This window comes from Neisseria sp. P0019.S003 (assembly GCF_051957115.1).
GTDB classification, from domain to species: domain Bacteria; phylum Pseudomonadota; class Gammaproteobacteria; order Burkholderiales; family Neisseriaceae; genus Neisseria; species Neisseria flavescens_D.
Window position 1 is genome coordinate 432,700 of sequence record NZ_JBQCWT010000001.1, and the last position, 23,559, is coordinate 456,258.

The 23,559-nt window shown below is 47.8% G+C and carries 25 protein-coding genes; 1 reads left to right on the plus strand and 24 read right to left on the minus strand.

Annotated elements, in window-relative coordinates; genetic code table 11:
- Nucleotides 1–36: 36 nt before the first annotated feature.
- The 24 genes from ACTHTS_RS02070 to ACTHTS_RS02185 all read right to left on the minus strand — a co-directional run bounded on the left by ACTHTS_RS02070 (nucleotide 37) and on the right by ACTHTS_RS02185 (nucleotide 22,355).
- Entirely contained in the window at nucleotides 37–1,692 is a 1,656-nt protein-coding gene (locus tag ACTHTS_RS02070; RefSeq protein ID WP_049331343.1) for an AMP-binding protein, read from the minus strand.
- A gap of 93 nt (nucleotides 1,693–1,785) precedes the next feature.
- The gene (gene mnmA, locus ACTHTS_RS02075; protein ID WP_440369071.1) at nucleotides 1,786–2,889 is read right to left on the minus strand and encodes a tRNA 2-thiouridine(34) synthase MnmA; all 1,104 of its coding nucleotides are present in this window, start codon (nucleotides 2,887–2,889) and stop codon (nucleotides 1,786–1,788) included.
- A 126-nt stretch (nucleotides 2,890–3,015) separates the two neighbouring features.
- The gene (locus ACTHTS_RS02080) at nucleotides 3,016–3,498 is read right to left on the minus strand and encodes a copper chaperone PCu(A)C (RefSeq protein ID WP_049348010.1); all 483 of its coding nucleotides are present in this window, start codon (nucleotides 3,496–3,498) and stop codon (nucleotides 3,016–3,018) included.
- 131 nt (nucleotides 3,499–3,629) lie between these two features.
- A complete protein-coding gene (locus ACTHTS_RS02085; RefSeq protein WP_440369183.1) occupies nucleotides 3,630–4,013 on the minus strand; it encodes a diacylglycerol kinase in 384 nt (127 codons plus the stop codon).
- A gap of 68 nt (nucleotides 4,014–4,081) precedes the next feature.
- Entirely contained in the window at nucleotides 4,082–5,038 is a 957-nt protein-coding gene (gene gshB / locus ACTHTS_RS02090; RefSeq protein ID WP_440369072.1) for a glutathione synthase, read from the minus strand.
- Nucleotides 5,039–5,153: 115 nt separating this feature from the next.
- The gene (gene recN / locus ACTHTS_RS02095) at nucleotides 5,154–6,815 is read right to left on the minus strand and encodes a DNA repair protein RecN (RefSeq protein WP_440369073.1); all 1,662 of its coding nucleotides are present in this window, start codon (nucleotides 6,813–6,815) and stop codon (nucleotides 5,154–5,156) included.
- A gap of 199 nt (nucleotides 6,816–7,014) precedes the next feature.
- Nucleotides 7,015–9,030, minus strand: a complete 2,016-nt coding sequence (locus ACTHTS_RS02100; RefSeq protein WP_039861995.1) for a BCCT family transporter — start codon at nucleotides 9,028–9,030, stop codon at nucleotides 7,015–7,017.
- Between the two features lie 250 nt (nucleotides 9,031–9,280).
- Nucleotides 9,281–9,889: an SMC-Scp complex subunit ScpB gene (scpB, locus tag ACTHTS_RS02105; protein WP_004519443.1), complete on the minus strand. Its 609-nt coding sequence runs from the start codon at nucleotides 9,887–9,889 to the stop codon at nucleotides 9,281–9,283.
- Nucleotides 9,890–9,958: 69 nt separating this feature from the next.
- Nucleotides 9,959–10,192, minus strand: coding sequence for a glutaredoxin family protein (locus ACTHTS_RS02110; RefSeq protein WP_036472354.1), 234 nt, complete (start codon nucleotides 10,190–10,192; stop codon nucleotides 9,959–9,961).
- A gap of 131 nt (nucleotides 10,193–10,323) precedes the next feature.
- Nucleotides 10,324–10,524 (minus strand): (2Fe-2S)-binding protein, encoded by a 201-nt coding sequence (locus ACTHTS_RS02115; RefSeq protein WP_003681978.1) that lies wholly within the window; start codon nucleotides 10,522–10,524, stop codon nucleotides 10,324–10,326.
- A gap of 227 nt (nucleotides 10,525–10,751) precedes the next feature.
- Nucleotides 10,752–11,630, minus strand: coding sequence for a site-specific tyrosine recombinase XerD (gene xerD, locus ACTHTS_RS02120; protein WP_440369074.1), 879 nt, complete (start codon nucleotides 11,628–11,630; stop codon nucleotides 10,752–10,754).
- 76 nt (nucleotides 11,631–11,706) lie between these two features.
- Nucleotides 11,707–12,150 carry a peroxiredoxin gene (locus tag ACTHTS_RS02125; protein ID WP_003683206.1) on the minus strand — a complete coding sequence of 148 codons (444 nt, stop codon included), beginning with the start codon at nucleotides 12,148–12,150 and terminating at the stop codon, nucleotides 11,707–11,709.
- A gap of 36 nt (nucleotides 12,151–12,186) precedes the next feature.
- The gene (locus ACTHTS_RS02130; protein WP_440369075.1) at nucleotides 12,187–12,822 is read right to left on the minus strand and encodes a deoxynucleoside kinase; all 636 of its coding nucleotides are present in this window, start codon (nucleotides 12,820–12,822) and stop codon (nucleotides 12,187–12,189) included.
- A gap of 97 nt (nucleotides 12,823–12,919) precedes the next feature.
- Nucleotides 12,920–13,408 (minus strand): 2-amino-4-hydroxy-6-hydroxymethyldihydropteridine diphosphokinase, encoded by a 489-nt coding sequence (gene folK, locus ACTHTS_RS02135; RefSeq protein WP_440369076.1) that lies wholly within the window; start codon nucleotides 13,406–13,408, stop codon nucleotides 12,920–12,922.
- 15 nt (nucleotides 13,409–13,423) lie between these two features.
- Nucleotides 13,424–13,798 carry a SirB2 family protein gene (locus ACTHTS_RS02140; RefSeq protein WP_313971638.1) on the minus strand — a complete coding sequence of 125 codons (375 nt, stop codon included), beginning with the start codon at nucleotides 13,796–13,798 and terminating at the stop codon, nucleotides 13,424–13,426.
- Nucleotides 13,799–13,853: 55 nt separating this feature from the next.
- Nucleotides 13,854–14,423, minus strand: coding sequence for a tRNA (mnm(5)s(2)U34)-methyltransferase (locus tag ACTHTS_RS02145; protein WP_440369077.1), 570 nt, complete (start codon nucleotides 14,421–14,423; stop codon nucleotides 13,854–13,856).
- Nucleotides 14,424–14,501: 78 nt separating this feature from the next.
- Complete coding sequence (gene hfq / locus ACTHTS_RS02150) at nucleotides 14,502–14,798, minus strand: RNA chaperone Hfq (protein ID WP_036493792.1); 297 nt, start codon at nucleotides 14,796–14,798, stop codon at nucleotides 14,502–14,504.
- A gap of 296 nt (nucleotides 14,799–15,094) precedes the next feature.
- Complete coding sequence (der, locus tag ACTHTS_RS02155) at nucleotides 15,095–16,552, minus strand: ribosome biogenesis GTPase Der (protein WP_049331367.1); 1,458 nt, start codon at nucleotides 16,550–16,552, stop codon at nucleotides 15,095–15,097.
- Between the two features lie 141 nt (nucleotides 16,553–16,693).
- Nucleotides 16,694–17,323, minus strand: coding sequence for a YfgM family protein (locus tag ACTHTS_RS02160; RefSeq protein WP_070461416.1), 630 nt, complete (start codon nucleotides 17,321–17,323; stop codon nucleotides 16,694–16,696).
- Nucleotides 17,324–18,619: a histidine--tRNA ligase gene (gene hisS, locus ACTHTS_RS02165; protein WP_440369078.1), complete on the minus strand. Its 1,296-nt coding sequence runs from the start codon at nucleotides 18,617–18,619 to the stop codon at nucleotides 17,324–17,326.
- Between the two features lie 142 nt (nucleotides 18,620–18,761).
- Nucleotides 18,762–20,039, minus strand: coding sequence for a lipase (locus ACTHTS_RS02170; RefSeq protein WP_440369079.1), 1,278 nt, complete (start codon nucleotides 20,037–20,039; stop codon nucleotides 18,762–18,764).
- Nucleotides 20,036–20,689 (minus strand): hypothetical protein, encoded by a 654-nt coding sequence (locus tag ACTHTS_RS02175; protein WP_440369080.1) that lies wholly within the window; start codon nucleotides 20,687–20,689, stop codon nucleotides 20,036–20,038. Before ACTHTS_RS02175 ends, ACTHTS_RS02170 begins: the two co-directional genes overlap by 4 nt.
- 179 nt (nucleotides 20,690–20,868) lie before the next feature.
- Nucleotides 20,869–21,522: a hypothetical protein gene (locus ACTHTS_RS02180; protein ID WP_440369081.1), complete on the minus strand. Its 654-nt coding sequence runs from the start codon at nucleotides 21,520–21,522 to the stop codon at nucleotides 20,869–20,871.
- Between the two features lie 179 nt (nucleotides 21,523–21,701).
- On the minus strand, nucleotides 21,702–22,355 hold the full coding sequence (locus tag ACTHTS_RS02185; protein ID WP_440369082.1) for a hypothetical protein: 654 nt from the start codon (nucleotides 22,353–22,355) through the stop codon (nucleotides 21,702–21,704).
- Between the two features lie 239 nt (nucleotides 22,356–22,594).
- Between ACTHTS_RS02185 and ACTHTS_RS02190 the strand changes: the two genes are divergently transcribed.
- Nucleotides 22,595–23,518 carry an RluA family pseudouridine synthase gene (locus tag ACTHTS_RS02190; protein ID WP_440369083.1) on the plus strand — a complete coding sequence of 308 codons (924 nt, stop codon included), beginning with the start codon at nucleotides 22,595–22,597 and terminating at the stop codon, nucleotides 23,516–23,518.
- Nucleotides 23,519–23,559 lie beyond the last annotated feature (41 nt).

A 23,559-nucleotide genomic window follows, 5' to 3' on the forward strand; every position in this document is an offset into this window, starting at 1 on the left:
CGTTTTCAGACGGCCTTATCATACTGATTTTATGTATCAGCGCAGCTCGCGGCGCAGGATTTTGCCAACGTTGGATTTTGGCAACTCGTCGCGGAATTCGATGTCTTTCGGCACTTTATAAGCAGTCAGTTCTTTGCGGCAGAAATCGATTAGCTCTTCCTTGGTCAAAGACGGGTCTTTGCGTACGACGAAGACCTTAATCGCTTCACCGGTTTTCTCGCTTGCCACGCCAATACAGGCGACTTCCAAGACTTTGTCGTTGCTGGCCACCACTTCTTCGATTTCGTTCGGATATACATTGAAACCGGATACCACAATCAAATCTTTTTTGCGGTCCACCAACTTCAGCCAGCCTTTTTCATCCATCACGGCAATGTCGCCGGTCTCTAAAAAGCCGCGTGCATCGATTGCTTTGGCGGTTTCTTCAGGACGGTTCCAATAGCCTTTCATCACTTGCGGACCGCGTACCCACAATTCGCCCGGCTGTCCGATAGGCACTTCTTTGCCGTCCGCATCGCGCAATTCGACTTCGGTCGAAGGAACCGGCAAACCGATACCGCCGCTGTAAGCCTCGATATTCAAAGGATTGCAACATACGCCCGGGCTGGCTTCGGTCAAGCCGTAAGCTTCCACAATCGGCGTACCGGTGATTTTTTTCCATTTTTCCGCCACGGCTTTTTGCGTTGCCATACCGCCGCCCAAAGTCAGCTTCAAACGGGAAAAATCGACTTCGGCGAAATCCGGACGGTTGACCATCGCATTAAACAAGGTATTCACACCGATGAACACGCTAATCGGCTCTTTTTTCAATTCACCGATAAATCCTTTCATATCGCGAGGGTTGGTAATCAGGATGATTTTAGAACCGGTATTGGCGAAAATCATCAGGTTTACCGTCAAGGCAAAGATATGATAAAGCGGCAACGCGGCAATAACCGTTTCTTTGCCTTCGTGCAGGCTGTTTTTAATCCATTCTTTTGCCTGCAACATATTGGCGCAGATATTGCCGTGACTGAGGACGGCGCCTTTTGCTAAACCGGTCGTGCCGCCTGTATATTGCAACAAGGCAGTATCGTCGCGTGTCAACTCGACTGGTTTGAACGTATTTGCTGCACCTTGCTTCAAGGCCGTCTGAAAAGTCACGGTATTGGGAATGCGGTATTCCGGCACCATTTTTTTCACTTTGCGGATGACGAAGTTCATCAACGCGCCCTTAATCATGCCGAACATCTCGCCGACCGACGCGACAATCACATGTTTGATTTGCGTACGCGGCAACACCAACTCCAACGTATTGGCAAAGTTCTCCAACACGACAATCGTTGTCGCGCCGCTGTCTTTCAACTGATGCTCCAACTCGCGCGGCGTATAAAGCGGATTCGTATTCACTGCCACCAAACCTGCCTGCAAAATACCGAAAAGCGCAATCGGATATTGCAAAACGTTCGGCATCATAATCGCCACACGCTCACCGCGCGGCAGTTTCAATACGTTTTGCAGGTAAGACGCAAAATCGGTCGCCAACTTGCCCACTTCGGCATAAGTCAGCGTTTTGCCCATGTTTTGAAAAGCAGGTTTATCCGAGAATTTCTCAACACTTTGACGGAATACGTCGCTGATGGAGCTGTATTGAGAAATATCGATTTCAGGGTTTACGCCTTGTTCGTAGCTTTTGAGCCAGAGTTTTTCCATATTGATCAGTCTTTTATTTAGTCGTTTTTTGAAATCGAGGCCGTCTGAAAGGCTTTATTCAATCTACCGCTTCGTTTTCAGACGGCCCTTTTATTAAGCTGTAATAATGACAGGCTTGTCGGTGGACATGATGATACCGCCGCCCAAGCATACGTCTCCGTCGTACAGTACCGCAGATTGGCCTGGGGTTACCGCCCATTGCGGCTCGTCAAAAACAAGCTCGATGGTTTCATCATCCAAGTAACGCAACGTACAAGGTGCATCAGCCATGCGGTAGCGCGTTTTGCAGGTATAGCGGCCTTCTTTCGGACGTTCGGGCAATGTGAAACTCAAATCGTTCATAATCAGGCTTTGTGTATAAAGCAAAGAATGGTCATGGCCTTGGACGACAATCAGTTCGTTTTTGGTCAAATCCTTGGCCGCGACAAACCATGGTTCGCCTGCGCCGCCGATACCCAATCCTTTGCGTTGGCCCAGCGTGTAAAACATCAAGCCGACGTGTTCGCCGACTACTTTGCCTTCAGGGGTAACCATTTTGCCATTATTGGTCGGCAGGTATTTTTGCAGAAATTCGCGAAACGGGCGTTCGCCGATAAAGCAGATGCCGGTACTGTCTTTTTTGGTTGCAGTTGGTAATTTGAATTCTTCGGCAAGACGGCGGACTTCAGGCTTTTCCAACTCGCCCAATGGGAAAATCGCGCGCTCGAGTTGGAAAGGCTTGAGGCGGTATAGGAAATAGCTTTGGTCTTTGTTTTGATCCAAACCTTTTAGCAGGTAATGCACGCCGTTGCGAACTTCTTTGCGAGCATAGTGTCCGGTGGCAATGGTATTGGCACCCTGCTCTATGGCATAGTCCAAAAAGCATTTGAATTTGATTTCGGCATTGCACAAGACATCCGGATTCGGCGTGCGGCCCGCGCTGTATTCTTTGAGGAAATAAGCAAATACGTTGTCTTTATATTGCGCGGCAAAATTGACGATGTCGATGTCGATGCCGATGATGTCGGCAACGGCAATGGCATCAAAGGAATCTTGTTTGATGCTGCAATATTCGTCGTTGTCGTCATCTTCCCAGTTCTGCATGAACACGCCGCTGATTTGATGGCCTTGCTGTTTGAGCAGGGCCGCGGTAACGGATGAATCGACGCCGCCGGAAAGGCCGACGATGATGTTTGCTGGTGTGTTGTGAGTATTCATGAGCGGAATGTGGGTTTCAAATACATTTTTTAAAGCGTGATTTTAGCACATTTTGATTTGACGACAGAAAAGGCCGTCTGTAAGCCCAATGACTTTCAGACGGCCTTTATATGCAAATTCAATCAATTAGTGCTGATGCGCGCCACCGTGAGCACCGTGGTCGTGACCGTGATCCATACCGGATTGTGGTGCGGTTTTTACTTCCAGCTCGACAGTTTGAGGTTTCGCGTTTTTGAATTTCAGGGTTACAGGCACTTTTTCGCCTTCTTTCAATTGTTTTTTCAGACCCATGAACATAACGTGGTAGCTGCCCGGTTTCAGCTCGGTTACGCCTTTTGCCGCCAAAGGCACGCCGCCTTTAACTTCGCGCATACGCATAACGCCGTTGTCGTTAATATGGGTGTGTACTTCAACGCGTTCTGCAACAGGGCTGCTGCCGCCTACCAAGAAGTCTTGTTTGGCTTCATCGTTTTGGATTTTCATGAATGCGCCACCCATTTTCATACCTTCGACAGTGGCACGTGCCCAACCATCTTCAATATGGATACCGGCTGCAGATACGGAAGTTGCCAAGCCTGCCAGAATCAGGGTTGCCATTAATTTTTTCATGTTTTGCTCCTTGTGTTTGCCAAATGGCTGGGATATACAGCCTTCATCTTACAACCAAAGGCCGTCTGAAAACTTTGATATAGATTAATTAATACTATCTAATCCTAACGAATTACCATATTACCACATTTTTAAGCAGTTAATGCAATAATCCAAACAATAAATAACATGAACAAAGCCATCAATTGCGCGGCCGAACCGGCATCTTTGGCACGCTTGGCCAGCTCGTGTTTTTCAGTAGAGGTATGGTCAACGGCTGCCTCGACGGCGGTATTAAACAATTCGGTAATCAGTGAAATAAACGATGCGACAACAAGCACCATTTTGGTGACCGGGCCGAAATCAAGGAACAAAGCCAAAAAAATTAAAATCAGGTTCAACCAAAAAACTTGGCGAAATGCGCTTTCATAACGATACGCGGCAGCCAGTCCGTCTTTGGAATAACCAAACGCATTAATGATGCGCTTGATGCCGTTTTTGCCTTTTTTCTCGGAAGCGTAGGAAGATGGTTTCATCATATGCTCAACATTAGAATGCCGTCTGAAAAGAAACGGTCGGGTCAATTTTCAGACGGCCTTTGGGTTTATTGTTTTGCCCAAGATGCCACGGCATCTGCAAACATGGCGGCAACGTCGAAATCTTTTTGCTTCATGATTTCTTGGAAGCCGGTCGGGCTGGTTACATTGACTTCGGTCAGGTTGCTGCCGATGACATCCAAACCGGCAAGCAAGATGCCGCGGCGCTTCAATTCAGGTGCAAGGGTTTCTGCAATTTCACGGTCGCGTTCGCTCAACTCCTGCGCCACGCCGCGGCCGCCGGCAGCCAAGTTGCCGCGCGTTTCGCCGTTTTGCGGAATACGCGCCAAAGCATACGGAACAACTTCCCCGCCGATAATCAGAATGCGCTTGTCGCCATGTACTATTTCAGGAATATAACGTTGCGCCATGATGGTGCGTGAATCAAGCTGCATCAGGGTTTCCAAAATACTGCCGATATTGGGGTCGGATTCGGTCAGGCGGAAAATGCCCATACCGCCCATGCCGTCCAACGGTTTGATGATGATGTCGCCGTATTCTTTCAAAAAGGCACGGACATCGGAGGAACGTGTGGTAACCAAAGTCGGCGCGGTAAACTGGCTGAAGTTCAAAATCGCCAATTTCTCATTGAAATCGCGCATTGCCTGCCCGCTGTTAAATACTTTTGCGCCCTGCTGCTCTGCCAACGTCAAAAACTGGGTCGCGTACAGATATTGCATATCAAACGGCGGATCAGTGCGCATAATGACCGCATCGAAATCTTTCAAGGCCGTCTGAACTTTTGTCTCTGCTTTAAACCATTCGTGATCGTCATCATTCTTCGCGCCGACAAACTCAAATGCCGCCGCCTGAGCCACTACCAAACCTTCACGGACGGACAATTCTCCGCTCAAGGTATGAAAAAGCTGCCAACCGCGCTTTGCCATTTCACGCATCATGGCGTAAGTAGTGTCTTTATAGGTTTTAAAACTTGCCATTGGATCGGCGATAAACAGGACTTTCATCAAAATTTCCTTGTAAACAGACGATATAATCATACCTTGTATTCTGCCTGCCTGAAAAGGTGGCAAAATATAGAAAAGGCCGTCTGAATCCTATTTTCAGACGGCCTTGAAGCTTTTAGGCGGCTGCCAAATGCAAGAGTTCGGCGGCATGGCTGCGTGTGGTATCGGTAATGATTTCGCCACCCAGCATACGCGCGATTTCCTCAATGCGCTGATGATGGTTCAAGACGCTGATTTCGCTGACGGTTTGCTCCCCTTCGCTATGCTTGCGGACCTGCCAATGGTTTTCACCGCAAGAGGCGACTTGAGGAAGATGGGTTACCGCCAAGACTTGATGTTTTTTACCTAAGGCACGCAAAGCTTTACCGACCATTTCAGCAACACCGCCACCAATACCGGTATCCACTTCGTCAAAAATCAATGTCGGCACTTGCGTGTATTGGCTGGCAACCACTTGCAAAGCCAAGCTGATACGCGCCAATTCGCCGCCGGAAGCCACTTTGTTCAACGGACGGGACGGATTGCCTTTATTCGCTGCTACTTGGAATTGCACCTGCTCCAGACCATGCGCGGTCGGCGAAGACGGCAACAAGACGATGTCAAAACGTGCGCCCTTCATGGCCAAATGCTGCATATGCTCGGTGGTCTCTTCGCCCAAACGGCCAGCCGCCTGATGGCGCATGGCGGAGAGAACGTGGGCGGCTTCGTGGTATTCGGCAAGATTGCGCGCAACCGTATTTTCCAAGGTTTCCAAATCAGCGGCCGCTTGCAGGTTTTGCAGGCGCTCATCAATTTCCGCCAGCTTTTGCGGCAACTCTTCCGGCTCAATGCGGTATTTGCGCGCTATGCTCATCAATTCGCCCATACGGCTTTCTTGTGCGGCCAATTCATTAGGATCGATGTCGCTGCGACCGGCCACATCACGCATATTGGCACTGATTTCCCCCAACTCGGCTTCAATACTTGCCAACATATTCAGGCTCTCGGCAAAGCGCGGTTCAATGTTTTGCAGATTGCCCAGCAGTTTTTGGCATTGGTAGATTTGACGTTGGATGCCGTTGTCGCCGTCTATGCTTTCACCCACCTGCTCAGCGGTTTGCAGCAACTCGGCCGAATGCGCCAGGCTGTCGTGACTTTGGCTTAAGGTTTCCCATTCGTTGGGTTTGAGCTCCAATTGGTTCAATTCATTAAACTGCCATTCCAAACGCTCGCGCTCGATGGCCATGGTTTCTGCCTGCTCTTGCGCTTCTTGCAGTGCCTTTTTTGCATTGACCCAATTTTGATAAAGCTGCTTGACTGTTTCTGCCTGCTCTTTGCTGCCAGCAAACGCATCCAACAACTCGCGTTGCGCAGACTCTTGATTCAGCGAATGATGGGCATTTTGGCCGTGAATATCGATTAACTGCTCGCCGATGGCTTTCAGCTGCGCCAATGTTGCTGCCTGATTATTGATATAACTACGGCTTTTGCCCTTGGCATCGATAATACGGCGGATGCTGAGCTCTTCGGCATCTTCTTCCAAAAGACCTTGTTCCTGCAGCTGCGCTTTCAGCTCAGGCAAACCGCTGATGTCGAACAAAGCCGACAACTGCGCTTCTTTGGCGCCGCTGCGCACTTGGCTGTAATCGGCTTTATCGCCCAACAACAGGCCAATCGCATCCAGAGTAATCGATTTGCCTGCGCCGGTCTCGCCCGTCAATACGGTAAAGCCGTTTTGAAAATCAAGATTCAGGTTTTCAACAATGACAAAATCACGTAAAGAAAGTGCCAACAGCATTGCAGTATTCCTTAGTAAATTACCCGCACCTATGCGGAATAGCTTTAGATAAGCTGATTATAACTAAGATTTTTTATAGTTTAAATCAGATTTTTCTTATGATTTATCTAAGATATTTATTTTAAACAAATTATTTTTTAAGCAGGCAATAAAAAGGCCGTCTGAATATTGCTACATTTTCAGACGGCCTAAATTTGCTTTACTCTGCCAGCTCTACTTGTTCATGCCCCATCAATTCCTGCCCCACTCCGGCAAGCAGGTTCAGATAACGCTCATACTGCTTGAGCATATCGGCAATCAATTCTTTTTGCGTCATATATTGCACATCGTATCCATCGCGCCCATCCGAAAAATACGTCAACGGTATGAACGTTGCTGCATATTTGAAATGAGGCAGGCTGTCTTCACGAATCAACTGGTCGGTAATTTCCCGCTTTACGGATTTAATCCCATAGACAAAATCCCTTACCGTCCCTTTATGCACCACCAGCTCCACCGACGGCTCATCCTGTTGCAACAGGCAACGGATTTCTACGTCCATATTGTATTTTTCGGTCAATTCGTTTTTCAATTCCTGCATTGCCGGAAGCGCCGTATTTTTCATAAATTTGATGATATCGACTTCCTGCGTCTGATTCATCATTTGGCCAAGGCGTTCCCTCCAATGATCGCCCGACCAGAAAATACTGCTCGGATTGACGGCGGTTGCAAAATAGTTGGCATCGTTGTTCAGGGCTTTCCACAAAGAAACCATCATAAAAATCATCAGCACCGCAAACGGCAGAGACGCAATCAGGGTCATGGTTTGCAAGATAGGCAAACCGCCGGCGCCCAGCAACACAATAGCCACAGCCGAAATCAACACGCCCCACATAACCGATTGCCACTTGGGCGAAGCCAGCCCTTTATCGCGCGAAGCAATATTGTTCAGCACATAAATGCCCGAGTCGGCAGAAGTGATAAAAAACAGCGAAATCACCAGCAATGCTACCAAGCTGCTGACAACCGGCCACGGCAAATAATTCAAAAAGGCAAACAACAATTTTTCAGGCTCGTTGGTCAAGGCAGACAAGGCGCCGTTTGCCACATGCGTGTCCAGCCACAAGGCTGAATTGCCAAATACGGTAAACCACAAAATACTCATCAGGCTAGGCACTGCCAATACACCAAAAATAAATTCGCGGATGGTTCTGCCTCGCGAAATTCGGGCAATGAACAAACCGACAAAAGGCGACCACGAACACCACCAAGCCCAATACAACACCGTCCAGCCGGTAAACCATTTTGTATGCTCAGGCTCGTAGGTATATGACTTAAAGCTGAACGAAACGAAGTTACTCAAATAAGTGCCCAAATTGTCGCTGAATGCGAAAATCAAATACGTCGTTGGCATACTCAACAAGACAAACAACAGCAATGACAGTGCCAATACCAAGTTGGTTTCACTCAAAATTTTGACGCCTTTGCCCACGCCCGAAGTTGCGGAAAATATGGCAATCGCCATCACAACAACGATAATGCCGACCTGCAAGACATAGCTGTTGTCCTGCACCCAGCCCATCTTCAGCAAACCGGAACCCATTTGTGCCGCGCCAAATCCCAAGGTTGTGATAATACCGAACAAAGTCGCAATCAAAGCCATCACATCGATGGCATCGCCCATTTTGCCGTTGATTTTGTCTTTTAAAATCGGATAAAAGCAGGAGCGCAACGCCAGCGGCAATTTATAGCGGAAACCGAAATACGCCAAGGCAAGTGCAATGATTCCGTAGATTGCCCAGGCATGAATCCCCCAGTGGAACACCGTATGCAGAATCGCCTCTTGCGCATTGCCTTTGGCAATCGGGGAAGAGAAATGCGATAAAGGTTCGGCCACACCGAAAAACATCAAGCCCACGCCCATGCCGGCTGCAAACAGCATGGCCAGCCATGATAAAAACGAAAACTCAGGTTCATCCTCGTTTGTACCCAACCTGATACTGCCGAAGCTGCTGATGGGAAGCGCCAATAAGAAAATAAGGAATACAGAGAAAGTCAGAATGTAAAACCAACTGACATTTTGAAAAATAAACTGCTTCATGGCATTTAACAAAGCCTCAGTATTTTGAGGCCAAACCAAAGCAGCTGACAAAAGCAAAAGGACGAAGAAAAGCGTAATACCGACCACGCTTGGGTTGAAAGAAGATTTGTTTTGAATGAATTGTTTGAATTTCATATCGGTTCCGTAGTTGATACAGCGCATATTTGAAGAACAAACGGGCTGCCGATTGATAAAGAGGGAAACGTTTCCGTATGCCTTCTCAAACTATTACAGAATGAGAGATATTTATTCTAATAATTTTTAAATTATATCACAAAATCAATAAGTTACAAAACTAAACGAAAATTTTATTTAAAATCATAATGTTACACAACAATAAAAGCCGTCTGAAACACGATTGTTTCAGACGGCCTTTACATTCAAATCAGTTAATCAGTCTGCTTCCTGATTCTACTGCTTCTTCGGCTTCTTCATCGCCTGTCGGCGGCGTTTCCATCAAATCAGGCAACACCAGCTCGCCCAATTCAGTCAGCGGCGGCAATTCTTCCAAACTTTCCAAACGCAAATCGCTTAAGAATGTTGCCGTTGTTGCCCACAAAGCCGGACGGCCGACAGAATCACGGTGGCCGATGACTTCAATCCAGCCCCGATCTTGCAAGGTTTGCATGACATTTTGCGACACCGCCACGCCGCGTATGCCTTCGATATCGCCACGCGTTACCGGTTGCTGATAGGCAATAATCGCCAGCGTCTCCATCACGGCGCGGGAATAACGCGGCGCGCGCTGCTCTTGCAGGCTGCCCAGTCGTTCAAATGCGGCTTGGGCGATTTGGAAACGCCAGCCCTCATGGGTATGCACCAGTTGCAAAGCCCTGCCCTGCCAGCGGGCCTTCAGTTGCGCCAACACATCAATCAGCTTGTCTTGCGACAACGGCGGCACGCACAATTCGCGCATGGCTTTTTCGTTTAAGGGTTCGACTTGCGTCAACAGCGCCGCTTCAATCAGCGCATCGGGAGAAAGTTTTTCAGTCATAATAAAATCAATGTTCAGACGGCATAAACAGCCGAAGGCCGTCTGAAAGATAATATGGTCAACGGTTTGTTACGCGCTCAAATGCGCTTTCAGTTTTTCTTCGTCCAAAAACCAATGGCAGATTTCGGTATCGCCATCCAACAAAACAGGCACTAACTCATTGTATTTTTCTTCTAAAACCGGATCTTCATCAACATCGACAATATCCAGCTCAAATCCAAACTGCTCCTGATAAGGCTTTAATTGTTCGCGCATTTTGTGGCACAGGCTGCAATATTCCCGAAACATCAAGGTCAGTTTCATGACGGTTACTCTCGGAGGGACAAAAGCGGCCATTGTATAGCAAAATGCCTCCAAACCATACAGGCATGACAAAGGCCGTCTGAACAGGCGCAAGACGACGCCTTCAGACGGCCTTTGTGTATATTCTAAAATTAAGACTGAACGTTAATACCGGCAGTCACGGTATTTTGGGCACTGCTTGCTGTCAAAAATGACGCTGCCAATTCGCCGCAGCAACCGCAACAAGTCGCCACACCTAATTGAGCCTGCAAATCGCTCATGGTGGTTGCACCGGCGGCGATGGTCTCTTTGATATCGTGGTCAGTAATGGCGTTGCAGATGCAGACAAACATGATGTGCTCCAATAATTTTGTTACCCTCTGTAATTGAGAGTAGGATTTATTCTTGAACGTAAATATAAATAAAAACGGTTTGCATTGCAATATTGGCACTGTCCTTTTGTTTTGAAATTTTTCTATTTAAATTTGCATTTTGATTGTTATTTTATAAATAATAAACTTTATAACCGTTCAGACGGCCTCAATAACAAAAAGCGGCATCTTCGAGATGCCGCCTTTATTTATGAACGGGAATGGTGTTCATCGACCATGTTTTTCAAACGAATATTGGCAACATGGGTATAAATCTGCGTAGTATTGATATCGGAATGTCCCAACATCATCTGGACTGAGCGCAAATCGACGCCGTGATTGACCAAATGCGTGGCAAAAGCATGGCGCAAACCGTGCGGACTGAGCGAAGCAATACCGGCCGCTTCGGCATATTCTTTGACTATCATCCACGCAAGCTGACGGCTGATGCCGCTGCGTTTCTGGCTGACAAACACTTCGTCGCAGATTTTGTTTTTCAGCAACAACGGGCGCGATTCGTTGCAATAGCGTTCCACCCAATACGCCGCTTCCTGCCCCAGCGGAACCAGACGCAATTTGTCGCCCTTGCCTATGGTACGGATACTGCCGCGATGTAAATCGATATCGCTGAGCGTCAATTTGACGGCTTCGGTCACGCGCAAACCTGTTGCATACATGACTTCAAGCAAGGCTTTGTCGCGCAGCCCGTGCGGCTTTTCCACATCCGGCGCAGCCAGCAGCACGTCGATTTGGGCTTCGGTAATCAGCGTGGGCAGTTTGCGTTCCGATTTCGGCGCCTTGAGAAAACGGGTGGGATTGTCTGCTCTCTGCCCTGTTTCTTCTAACCAGCCGTACATGCGCTTGCAAGCCGACAATGCCCGCGCTTGGGACGTGTTTTTTTCCCCTTCCGCATACACGGCATCAGACAGGGCAAACTCATCGGCACTCAACCAATCCTGCCCGCCCTTAGCCAACCGCACGGCGACTTTGACCAAATCACGGCGGTAACTTTGCAGCGTATTGTGGCTGAGCCTGTCTTGCAGCCAAAGGGATTCAAGCAGCTTGTCTATTAAATCGTCCATACTCATCAAACTGTATTGAAAGGCCGTCTGAACGGCATGACTTTACATCCATTCAGACGGCCTTATGTTTTCAAAGCCCTATTTAAGAGGCTTGAGAAATTGTATCCAAAACTTCCTGCGCGTGTCCGGCCACTTTGACTTTGCGCCATTCATGGGCGATTTCGCCGTTTTCGTCCAACACAAACGTGCTGCGCTCAATGCCGAGGGATTCTTTGCCGTAAAGCTTTTTCAGCTTGATCACGTCAAACAGTTTGCAAACAGTTTCTTCTTTGTCACTCAATAATTCAAACTGGAAGCCTTGTTTGGCGCAGAAATTCTGATGCGATTTAACGCCGTCACGCGAAATACCGACAACGGTATAGCCCAATGCTTTGAATTGCTCCAATCGGGCATTGAAATCCAAACCTTCGGTGGTACAGCCGGGCGTGCTGTCTTTAGGATAAAAATAGACAACCAACGGCAAATGTTCGGCGGAGTTAAAATCGCTGCCGGAAGAAGATGGGAGTGTGAATTGATATTTTGACATATTATTCCTTTCAGACGGCCTAAACCTAGCCTGCGTTTATTTTTCGCTTAAATTCAAATAACTGCGCGTACCTTGAAAATCTTCCAGTGCGCGCAACAAAAGCTGGAAGTGGTCGTCATTGCCGGCCAGATCCAACTCATCGGCATTGACGGTCAGCAAAGGCGCGCTTTGATACAAATGGAAGAAATGGCTGTATTCGTCATGCACCCGTCCCAAATAGCCTTCGGGGAACAAGCTGATGATGCCTTCGTGACGTTTTTGCAGACGTTTGCGGTTGTTTTCGACAGCGGTTTGCAGATAAATCACCACATCGGGCTCCGCGTATTGCGGCAGAATGCGTTGCTTCATATCGGCAAAAAGCTGCTGCTCGTCATCATTCAAAACGATAGGCGTAAAAATACGGTCTTTTTCCGGCAGAAAATCAGTCACCACCATTCCACCTTGCGCGCATTGGTCTTCAATAATATTCACGCTTTCAGCGCGGCGCGTCAGGAAGAAAAGTTCGGCAGCCAATCCATTATTGGAAACATTGCTGTAAAACTTCATGAGAAACGGATTGTGATCCGGATTCTCCGACAACAGCAACGCGCTGAAATGCTCTGCCAAGCGGCGGCTCAAAGCGGTCTTGCCGCTACCGATGGCGCCTTCGACAACAATATAACGAGGATTCATAGTAACTCTTTGTAATGTGTTTCCCAACAATATTTTATAGCAAAAAAGGCGTGTCCAACACGCCCTTTCTTGTTTTCGTCCGTTTTTCAGACGGCCTTTATTCTTTCAACAGGCGAATACCCTGCCCTCCCAAAGCCTGAGCCAACTCAGCCGCACGGCCATGCTTGCCCAACTCGAAATCCGGAAGGATTTCGGCCAACGGCAACATGACGAAACTGCGTTCATGCGCGCGCGGATGCGGCAAGGTCAGATGCGGGTCATCGCTGCGGATACCGTCAAAATCGATGATATCCAAGTCCAAAGTGCGCGGCGCATTACGGAAGGTACGTTCGCGCCCAAATTCGGCCTCGATGCGATTTAACTCTGCCAACAGCGCCACGCCGTCCAATGAAGTTTTCACCGCACAAACGGCGTTCACAAAATCAGGCTGATCGTCATAGCCGACCGGCGCAGTCAGATATAAGGAAGAAGTCTTTTCAAGCCGGATATGCGGATGCGCGGCCAATTCGGCCAAAGCAGCGCGAACCTGTTCGGCAGGATTAGCGAGATTGCTGCCCAAAGCGATAACGGCAAAATGAGGATACATTTCAGACGGCCTCTTTTAAAACGGCAGCGTTTTGGTTTTGGCAAGGAAAACAATCGTGGCAACACACGACATGGCCAAAACATAGACGATATAGAATTTCGGCGAACGCGGATGCGAACGCATCATAATCATGCCCAACACAATATAAACCAGCAACAGCAGGATTTTCATGCCGAGCCACGGCGCATTGAACGGCGAAAAATGGGTAATCTTCATCAGCCACAAGCCGGTAAACAGCAACATGGTGTCGTTCAAATGCGGCATGGCTTTCCAAATGCCAGCCAATGGCTTCTCAGGATGACGCCAGAGCAGGAAAAAACGTATGTTGAACAACAGGATGGTAATGGCAACGAAAATCTGATGGCTGTATTTTACAAACAGATATTGCATGGCAGTTTCTTATGTTAAGGGTTGAAAAACAAAGCAGCTATTTTACCGCAAACATCTATTTCTGACGCAACTTTTCAATCGCCAGCAGATAGGGAGGCGCATTGCGGCGGTTGACAAAGCCATAGCGTAACACGGCAAAGGCTTCCTGCGGCAAAGTTTCCGCCCATTGCACAATCGCTTCAGCCTCTATTCGGCCGGCTTCATGCCCCGGATACAATACCGCCACGGCAAGCCCGTCCTCTTTCAGCAAACCTAAAGTATCCGTCAGCGCACGGATACTGCTTACCGCTTCAGTCGTGCAGCTTTTATCGCCTCCCGGCAGCCAACCAAAATTAAATACTGCGGCATCTAAAGGCTCGTCAATATAAGACAAAAGGTTTTCATGGCCGTCATGTATCAGGGCTACCCGGCCATCTACGCCGTTTTCTTTCAGACGGCCTTGAGTCTGCATTAATGCTTTGGATTGCACATCAAACGCCCACACCCTACCCGTCTCGCCAACCGACTGCGCCAACAGCAAAGTATCATGCCCGTTTCCGGCCGTCGCATCCAAAGCGCGGCCGCCTGATTTTAAGGCTTGTCGTAACAGGGAATGTGCAAAAGGAAGAATGTTTTCAAGCAGCATGATAAAGGTCGTCTGAAAATAAAAATACCCTACCGCAAAAGCGGTAAGGTATTGAAAAACAGGAATGCGTTACATCATTTATTCGGCAGGTTGTTGCACAGTCTCAACTTGAACCGGAGCAGCTGCAGCAGCGGCTTGAGGTTGCTTGTTTTCGTGTTGCAGGCTGACTGCGCGTGCAGGAACGATTGTTGAGATAGCGTGTTTGTAAACCATTTGAGTGACGGAAGTATTACGCAGCAGAACAACGTACTGGTCGAATGATTCCACTTGACCTTGCAGCTTGATGCCGTTTACCAAGTAGATTGAAACCGGAACGTGCTCTTTACGCAACGCATTCAAAAAAGGATCTTGTAACATTTGTCCTTTAGCTGTCATATTCTTGAGCTCCATTATTATGATTGTAAAGACGCCAAAATCGGCGTTTGATGGGATTGTAGCCCCGAATAGGATAAATTACCAACTATTTTTTTCTATCACACCGTTTAGGAATCCAGCAATAAGGGAACCTCCCATCAAACCGACTGTTTCATTTTCATATTCACAACAATTCCAAATTCAAATTTGATGTTTTTTAAATTCGGCAAACCCTATCGAAAATATGCCATGAAGCTCTAATGAGCTGTTTTTTATTATAAAAAGGCCGTCTAAAATTGTTCAGACGGCCTTTGTGCTTATTTGCTGAATTGTTTTTTCACGCTGACTTTGGTTTTCTTCTTGAAGCGGTTTTTCTCTTCCTTGCGGCCTTCGCGTTTCTCAATACGGTTGCTCAGGCTGACACGGCGCAGCGGTTTTTTCTTCGGTTTGTCTTCCGCATTTTCATACGGGTTTTCCGAAACATTGTATTGAATTCTGAGCGGTGTACCTTGAAGATTAAAGGCTTTGCGGAACGTTTGTGTCAGATAGCGTGTGTAGCTGTCAGAAATGGCGTGCAACGAATTGCCGTGTACTACAATCACCGGCGGATTCATGCCACCCTGGTGGGCATAACGCATTTTCGGACGCACCAAGCCAGCACGCGGAGGCTGTTGACGCTCGATCGCGCTTTGCAATACGCGCGTGATTTTCGGCGTCGGCATCTTAATCATCGCCGCGTTGTAGGCAGCCTGAATGCTTTCAAACAAACCGTCTATACCGCGTTCTTTCAACGCAGAAATAAAGTGGAACTTAGCAAAATCAAGGAAATACAGTTTGCGGTTGATATCGCGTTTCACTTGCTCGCGACGCTCTTCGCTGATGCCGTCCCACTTATTGACCGCCACCACCAAGGCACGGCCTGCTTCCAAAGCAAAACCTGCAATCGTCGCATCTTGGTCAGCGATATCTTGTTGCGCATCCAATACCAAAACTGCAACGTTTGCCGCCTCAACCGCCTGCATGGCTTTGATAACGGAGAACTTTTCCACCGCTTCATCCACTTTGCCGCGACGGCGCACACCTGCGGTATCAATGATGGTAAACGGCTTGCCTTCACGTTCAAAATCGATATGGATACTGTCGCGCGTCGTGCCTGCCATATCGAAAGCAATCACGCGTTCTTCGCCGAGGATGGCGTTTACCAAGGTCGATTTACCGACATTTGGACGGCCGATTACAGCAAAAACAGGATGTTTCGCTTCTTCCTCTTCCTTTTCAGGCTCAGGGAAGGTTTCCAAAATATCTTCAATCAGATAATACACGCCATCGCCGTGCGCACCTGAAATAACATAAGGGTCGCCCAAAGCAAGTTCGTAGAACTCGGCGGCAAGTACGGCCCTATTGCCGCCTTCGCCTTTATTCACGGCCAAATAAACGGGACGCGGACTTTGGCGCAAACGGTCGGCAATGATTTTGTCTTGCGGCGTCAAACCGGTGCGGCCGTCCACCAAAAACACCACTGCATCGGCTTCATCGACAGCCTGCAAGGTTTGTTTTGCCATTTCGTGCAAAATGCCGCTGTCCACAACTGGCTCAAAACCGCCGGTATCGATGACCAAATAAGGTTTGCTGCCGACTTTGCCATGACCGTAATGTCGGTCACGCGTCAGGCCGGGCAAGTCATGCACGAGCGCGTCTTTGGTGCGCGTCAAACGGTTGAATAAAGTAGATTTGCCGACATTGGGGCGGCCGACAAGCGCGATGGTTGGTTTCATGATGGAGTCTTTCTGTGTCAAGTGCCGCCTAAAAACGGGAGCGGAACACAAGCAGGTGTTTTAAAAACACGGTTGATAAGGATAAGTGTAGGCCGTCTGAAAAGTCATTGCAACTTCAGACGGCCTTGATTTTAAACAAACTTATTTCAAGCTGTCGATTTTCATTTGCAGCAATTCTCGGCCTACTGCGGTTTGCGGCATTTTGCTCAAAGCAGCTTCGTAACTTTGTACGGCTTCTTTGGTTTTATTTTGGGCAACGTAAACATCGCCTTTGGTTTCCAGCATCAAAGGCTCGAAATCAGCCTCAACCTGAGTATTCAGGGCATTGATGGCGGCATCGTATTTTTTCTGTTGCAACAGGACAACGCCCAAACGCTGCGCTGCCAAAGCTTGAACCAACGGTGCGTTTTGGTTTTTCAGCACCCAATTCAAATGACCTTCCGCCACATCATAACGGCCGGCATCAAACTCGGTCGCCGCTACCATCAAAGTAGCTTGGGCTGTCGAAATGGAATCAGGATAGTTTTTTTGCAATTCGGCCAAATCGGCGTTGATGGCTTTTTGGTCGGTTTTTTGCTGCGCCTTTTCCACCATTTGCGCCAACACGGCGGCAGCTTCCTGATCTTTTGAAGCTTTTTGGCCTTGGTAAATGGTGTAACCCAAATACCCCAAAGCCGCCACGATCAGCAAGGCAAAGATCCAACGGCCTGTTTTTTTCCAAAAATATTTAAAGTTGTCTAACTCTTGTTGTTCTTCCAAATGGGCTGCCATTTATGCGTTCTTCCATTGTTGTAAAGTGTCTGTCAAATCAGCGGCGGCAACGGTTTGTTGTTCATGTTTGCCCTGCATATCTTTCAGGGTAACCGTACCGTTTGCCAGCTCATCCTGAGCCACAATCAGGGCAAAGCTTGCGCCACTGTTGTCTGCTTTTTTCATTTGCGCTTTCAGGCTCTGATAGCCGGAATGCTGCATCACATTGAAGCCTTGAGCGCGTAAGGCTTGTGCGTATTTCATCACCTGCAAGTCCGCACCTTCGCCTTGGTGCATTGCATAGACATCAGGCGCAGCGTTCACTTCCAATGAGCCGTATTCGCTCACCAAAAGCAGCAGGCGCTCAATACCCATCGCAAAGCCGATAGACGGCGCAGGTTTGCCGCCAAGCTCTTCAATCAAACCATCGTAACGGCCGCCGCCGCACACAGTCGCCTGCGCGCCGAGTTTGTCGGTCGTCCACTCAAAAACCGTCTGATTGTAGTAATCCAAACCGCGGACCAAGCGCGGATTTTCAATATACTGAATACCCAAACCGTCCAACATCGCCTTGAAGCGTGCATAGTGGTTTTGCGAAGCCTCGCCCAAATAATCCACCAGACGCGGCGCCGCGTTGCAGATTTCCTGCAAATCAGGGTTTTTCGTATCCAAAACGCGCAAAGGATTGGTTTTCAGACGGCGTTTGCTGTCTTCGTCCAATTTATCTTCATAACGGGTCAGATATTCAACCAATGCCGCACGGTGTGCCGCGCGTTCCTCACGGTTGCCCAAGCTGTTGATTTCCAAAGTCAGGTATTCGCGAATACCCAATTTTTCCCACAAGTCGGCAGACATCGCGATGATTTCCGCATCAATATCCGGCCCTTCAAAACCCAAAGCCTCGATACCGACCTGATGGAACTGACGATAACGGCCTTTTTGCGGACGCTCGCGGCGGAACATCGGCCCCATATACCACAGCTTTTGCGGGCTGTTGTACAGAAGGTTGTGTTCGACCACCGCACGCAAACAAGAAGCCGTACCTTCAGGACGCAGGCTCAAACTCAAAGAATCGTTTGAATCGGAGAAGGTGTACATTTCCTTGCCGACCACATCGGTTTCCTCGCCGATGGAGCGGACAAACAAACCGGTTTGCTCGACAATCGGCGTACGGATTTGCTGATAGCCGTAAGCGCGTGTCCAACGGCCGACCGTATCTTCAAACGCCTGCCAAAACGCAGCCGTCAGTTTGAAATCTTTTTGTTCGACAGGTAAAAGGTCGTTCATACCTTTTACAGATTGAATTTTTTGTGCCATTTTAATATGGGATAAGCGAAAATCAAATAGTTGGGCATTATAGCTGATTTTTAAGGGCTTGTGAGGTTGGGAACAAATCAAAAGGCCGTCTGAAAGTTTCAGACAGCCTTTGATCGATTAACGCTTTTATTTATCCAACCTACTAACCGCGGCCCATCCGCATCACAGGCGCATCAACCTGCCGCACCTGCTCTTCCGCCAAGCGCGCCATTTCCTGCTCGCGTTCCTGCGTAGCATAAACCTTGTCTACGTTTTGCCGCAAACCGCGTCCGACATTAGAATCCAGCATGCTATCCAAAGCGGCATACCTTTTGTTATCGTCATCTGACAGCAAGGCTGCAAAACCGTATTCGCGGAATTCGTTGGCAGAAGCGTTTTTGACTAAGGGTTTGCTGATGTCGGGTTTGCCTGCGTCGGCATAGGCCTCCTTCCCTGCATCGGGACGTGTGCCGTCGTTCTGCATCATAAACATCCTGTTGTCGAACAGGGATTTCGGCGGCGGTACACTGTTGATGATTTCTTGGATTTTTTCCGCTTGTTCATCTTTTTGCCTATGCGGATGGTTACTGAGGATACGGACTTTTTCTGCCAGCGGTGCAGCGCCGAAAGCGGCAATCGAAATGGCTGCTTTACTTACCGCTACATCGCCTCGGTAATCCTGAATCATGTTTTTATTCGATTCGGCGAGTTGAAGTGCCTGGTTGAAATTGCGTTCGGAGAGGATGGAGTTTTTGCCCACGAAGTTGTCGGAAGAATGAACTTTGATAGAACGGGCCGCTACGCCGACGGCTTTATAGGCTCTGGTATTGCTTTGATTGTTGTAACCGAATTTTTGCAACAGCGCGATGTCGTCTTGTCCGGCCAATACGATGACCTTGCCGTAATGGGCGGAGGCGGCGGAAACCGTATCCGCAGCTTTTACATAGTTGGTTACCGTGCTGCCGCCTTTGGGAACGCCGTGCATTCCGACCGCGCCGTAGCCGTTGAAGGTTGCGCCTTCATGCCCGAAACGGTGGGCTTGGATTTCGACATGTGCACCGCCGAGGGAATGACCTGTATGAGTGATTTTTGGGATGGGAATTTGAGGATCGTTTCGATGTATGTCATTAGCTAGCTTGATCGCCTTACGAGTCAGCTTTTCCGCATCAGCAGCCTGAAGATTTGCCCAACTGGTTACCATCGCAAGGTCAATGATACCATCCGTAACGCTGGCCGTTCCTCGGTGGGCAACGACAATTTCATTGGTTCGGACATCTTGGTACACCGTTCCTTGATAACCTGTTACAGGGTTGTTGCGGACGGCTAGAACTTTATATTCATTGTTTCCAATAGTGATGGTTTTATTTCCTTTGGTTACTGTACGGGTGTTGTAGGCATCTACTGCAAGATCGGCCTGCTGCTGCCTGCTAATATTGCTCATGGTTTAGCCTCCTCAAGGGTTACAGTTATGGTAAACATTTCTTTATGTTCTTCGGCACTATACAGTTCAGGAGAGGTAATGCCGAAATTGACAAAATCCGGAGAAATGGAACCATCTTCCCGTGTAAAATAAGGATATGACCATTTCCAATAATATTTGGTCAGTGTCTTTTCTTCTAATAAGTGTTTCATTATATCGCTGAAATTGAATTCTGTTTCTTCAGGACTTCCTGTAGCTTTCAATGAAACTCCAAAACCTTCAAGCTGCCAGTGACAGATTCCTTCCCCGAAGTAGTCTTCATCCAATAATGCGTCTGCATAAACCACAGTTTCATATTCAAAATCCCCAAGCTGGCGGATATCGGTTTGTAAATCCTTTTCAGGTTTAGCTGGTGCACCTTCGATTTGATTGATGATGTACGTACAATTTTCGGCTTTATAGCCGACCCCAAATTTACCTATCAGTTTCAGCGGCCCCGGTGCGTCGTTGATTTTGATTCTGAGGCGGTATGTCTGTTTGGGATGGGGATTTAGCTGGAATCTTGCTTCGGTTTGTTCCTGAATACTCATGCTTTTCTCCGAGCTGCCGCAGGCATTCAGGCTAAGGACTGAAAATACGGCGGCGGTCATTAATGCGGTCATCGGTTTCATCGGGTTTCCCTTCTTGGGCTGGCAAAGGCCGTCTGAAAACCAAATACAAAAGGTTTTCAGACGGCCTCAATTATAGCGGAAGTTATGTATAAGCGAATTTGTCGACAGATTAACGGTAAAGGCACAGGTATTGCAGGCGTCTACTGCAAGATCGGCCTGCTGCTGTCTAGTAATATTACTCATGATTGAATTTCCTCAAGGGTTACAGTTATGGTAAACATTTCTTTATGTTCTTCGGCACTATAAATTTCGGGCGATTCAATTCCAAAATCAACGGAATCGGTGTAAAGAGTACCATCTTCTTTTCTAGAATAAGGATATGACCATTTCCAATAATAATTAGTCAGCGTCTTTTTTTCTAATAAATATTTCATTATATCGCTGAAATTAAACTCTGTTTCTTCAGGACTTCCTGTTTCCTTCAGCGAAAAACCGAAGCCTTCAGGCTGCCAGTGGCAGACGCCTTCTCCGAAATAGTCTTCATCCAACAATGCGTCAGCATAAACCACAGTTTCATATTCAAACTCCCCAAGCTGGCGGATATCGGTCTGTAAGTTCTTTTCAGGTTTTGCAGGGGCTCCTTCGATTTTATTGATGATGTACGTACAATTTTCGGCTTTATAGCCAACCCCAAATTTACCTATCAGTTTTAACGGCCCCGGCGCATCGTTGATTTTGATTCTAAGACGGTAAGCCTGTTTGGGATGGGGATTTAGCTGGAATCTTGCTTCGGTTTGTTCCTGAATACTCATGCTTTTCTCCGAACCGCCGCAGGCATTCAGGCTAAGGACTGAAAATACGGCAGCGGTCATTAATGCGTTCATCGGTTTCATCGGGTTTCCCTTCTTGGGCTGGCAAAGGCCGTCTGAAAACCAAATACAAAAGGTTTTCAGACGGCCTCAATTATAGCGGAAGTTATGTATAAGCGAATTTGTCGACAGATTAACGGTAAAGGCACAGGTATTGCAGGCGTCTACTGCAAGATTGGCCTGCTGCTGTCTAGTAATATTACTCATGATTGAATTTCCTCAAAGGTTACAGTTATGGTAAACATTTCTTTATGTTCTTCGGCACTATACAATTCAGGAGAGGTAATGCCGAAATTGACAAAATCCGGAGAAATGGAACCATCTTCCCGTGTAAAATAAGGATATGACCATTTCCAATAATATTTGGTTAATGTTTTTTTCTCTATCAAATCATTGAAAATATTTCCAAAACTAAATCTAGTCTCTGATGGCTCTCCTGTTGCTTTAAAACCCAAGCCGAATCCCTCTATCTGCCAATGGCAGACACCTTCATTAAAGTAATTTTCATCCTGCATTGCATCAGTATAGACAATGGCTTCGTATTCAAACTCCCCTAGCTGGCGAACTTCAATTTCCAAATCTTTTTCCGGATTGGCAGCCACTCCTTCAATGCGATTAATAATATACGAGCAATTCCTTGCTCCATAACCTACACTCATACTCCCCATCAACTTCAACGGTCCGGGTGCATCGTTAATTTTGATTTTAAGGCGGTATGCCTGTTTGGGATGGGGGTTTAGCTGAAATCTTGCTTCGGTTTTTTCCTGAATACTCATGCTTTTCTCCGAGCTGCCGCAGGCATTCAGGCTGAGTACTGAAAATACGGCAGCGGTCATTAAGGCGTTCATCGGTTTCATCGGTTTCCCCTTCTTGGACTGGCAAAAGGTCGTCTGAAAAACAGGTTTCAGACGGCCTTAATTATAGCAGAAGTGATGTATAAGCGGATTTACTGGCATACAAACGGTAGTTTCCACATTGTACAAGCACTTATGTTCGATAGACCATATAAACATTAGACATAAATGATGATCTGCCGCACTTTCTCAATCCGAAACACCATCTGAAAAAATCCTAAAAACCGAGTACAATCCGCCACATGAAAAAACGTACCAATCCCCTACCCCTTTTAGACGGTGTCAAACCCAGCTACTTGGTTTTGCCGCATGAAAAGCAGTTTTACGGCTTGCCGCTGCTGCATTTTTTATGCGCTCATTTTCCCTTTGTCGGCGAAGAAAACTGGCGGCGGCGGCTGAACAGCGGTTTTGTGGTGGGCGCGGATGGTGTGCCGTTTGATGAAAATACCTTGTTCGAACCCGGCAAGACGATGTTTTATTACCGTGAAACCAGCCGTGAGAGCGAGCCGCGTATTCCGTTTGAAGAAAAGATTTTGCATATTGACGAGCATTTGATTGTGGTGGACAAACCGCATTTTCTGCCCGTCATCCCCAGCGGCAGGTTTTTGCGGGAAACCCTGCTCACGCGCCTGCGTTTGCGGCCTGAGTTGCAGCATTTGAATGTTGAAGACATTACGCCGATTCATCGCTTGGATAAAGATACGGCAGGCGTTATGCTGCTTTCACTCAACCCTGCCACGCGTCGCGATTATCAGACCATGTTCCAAGAAAAAACTGTACAAAAAACTTATGAAGCGGTGGCGCCGACGCGGACGGATTTGGACTATCCGCTGGATATTTCATCCCGAATGGAACGCGGCGAAAAATTCTTTCTCACGCGGGAAACGGAAGGAGAACCCAACGCCCACACGACTATCGAACTTATCGAAAACCGCGGCGCATTCAGCCTCTACCGCCTCACGCCGCATACCGGAAAGAAACACCAGCTCCGCGTGCATATGATGAGTTTGAATATGCCGCTGATGAACGATGCGCTTTACCCTACCCCATTGGCGGCCGGTGATGAAGACTACGACAAACCTTTAAAACTTCTGGCCAAAAGAATTGAGTTTACCGATCCTGTCAGCGGAGAAATCCGCGTATTTGAAAGCGATTTTGCGCTTTAAGTTATCCAATCCAATAAAAAAGGCCGTCTGAAATTTTTCAG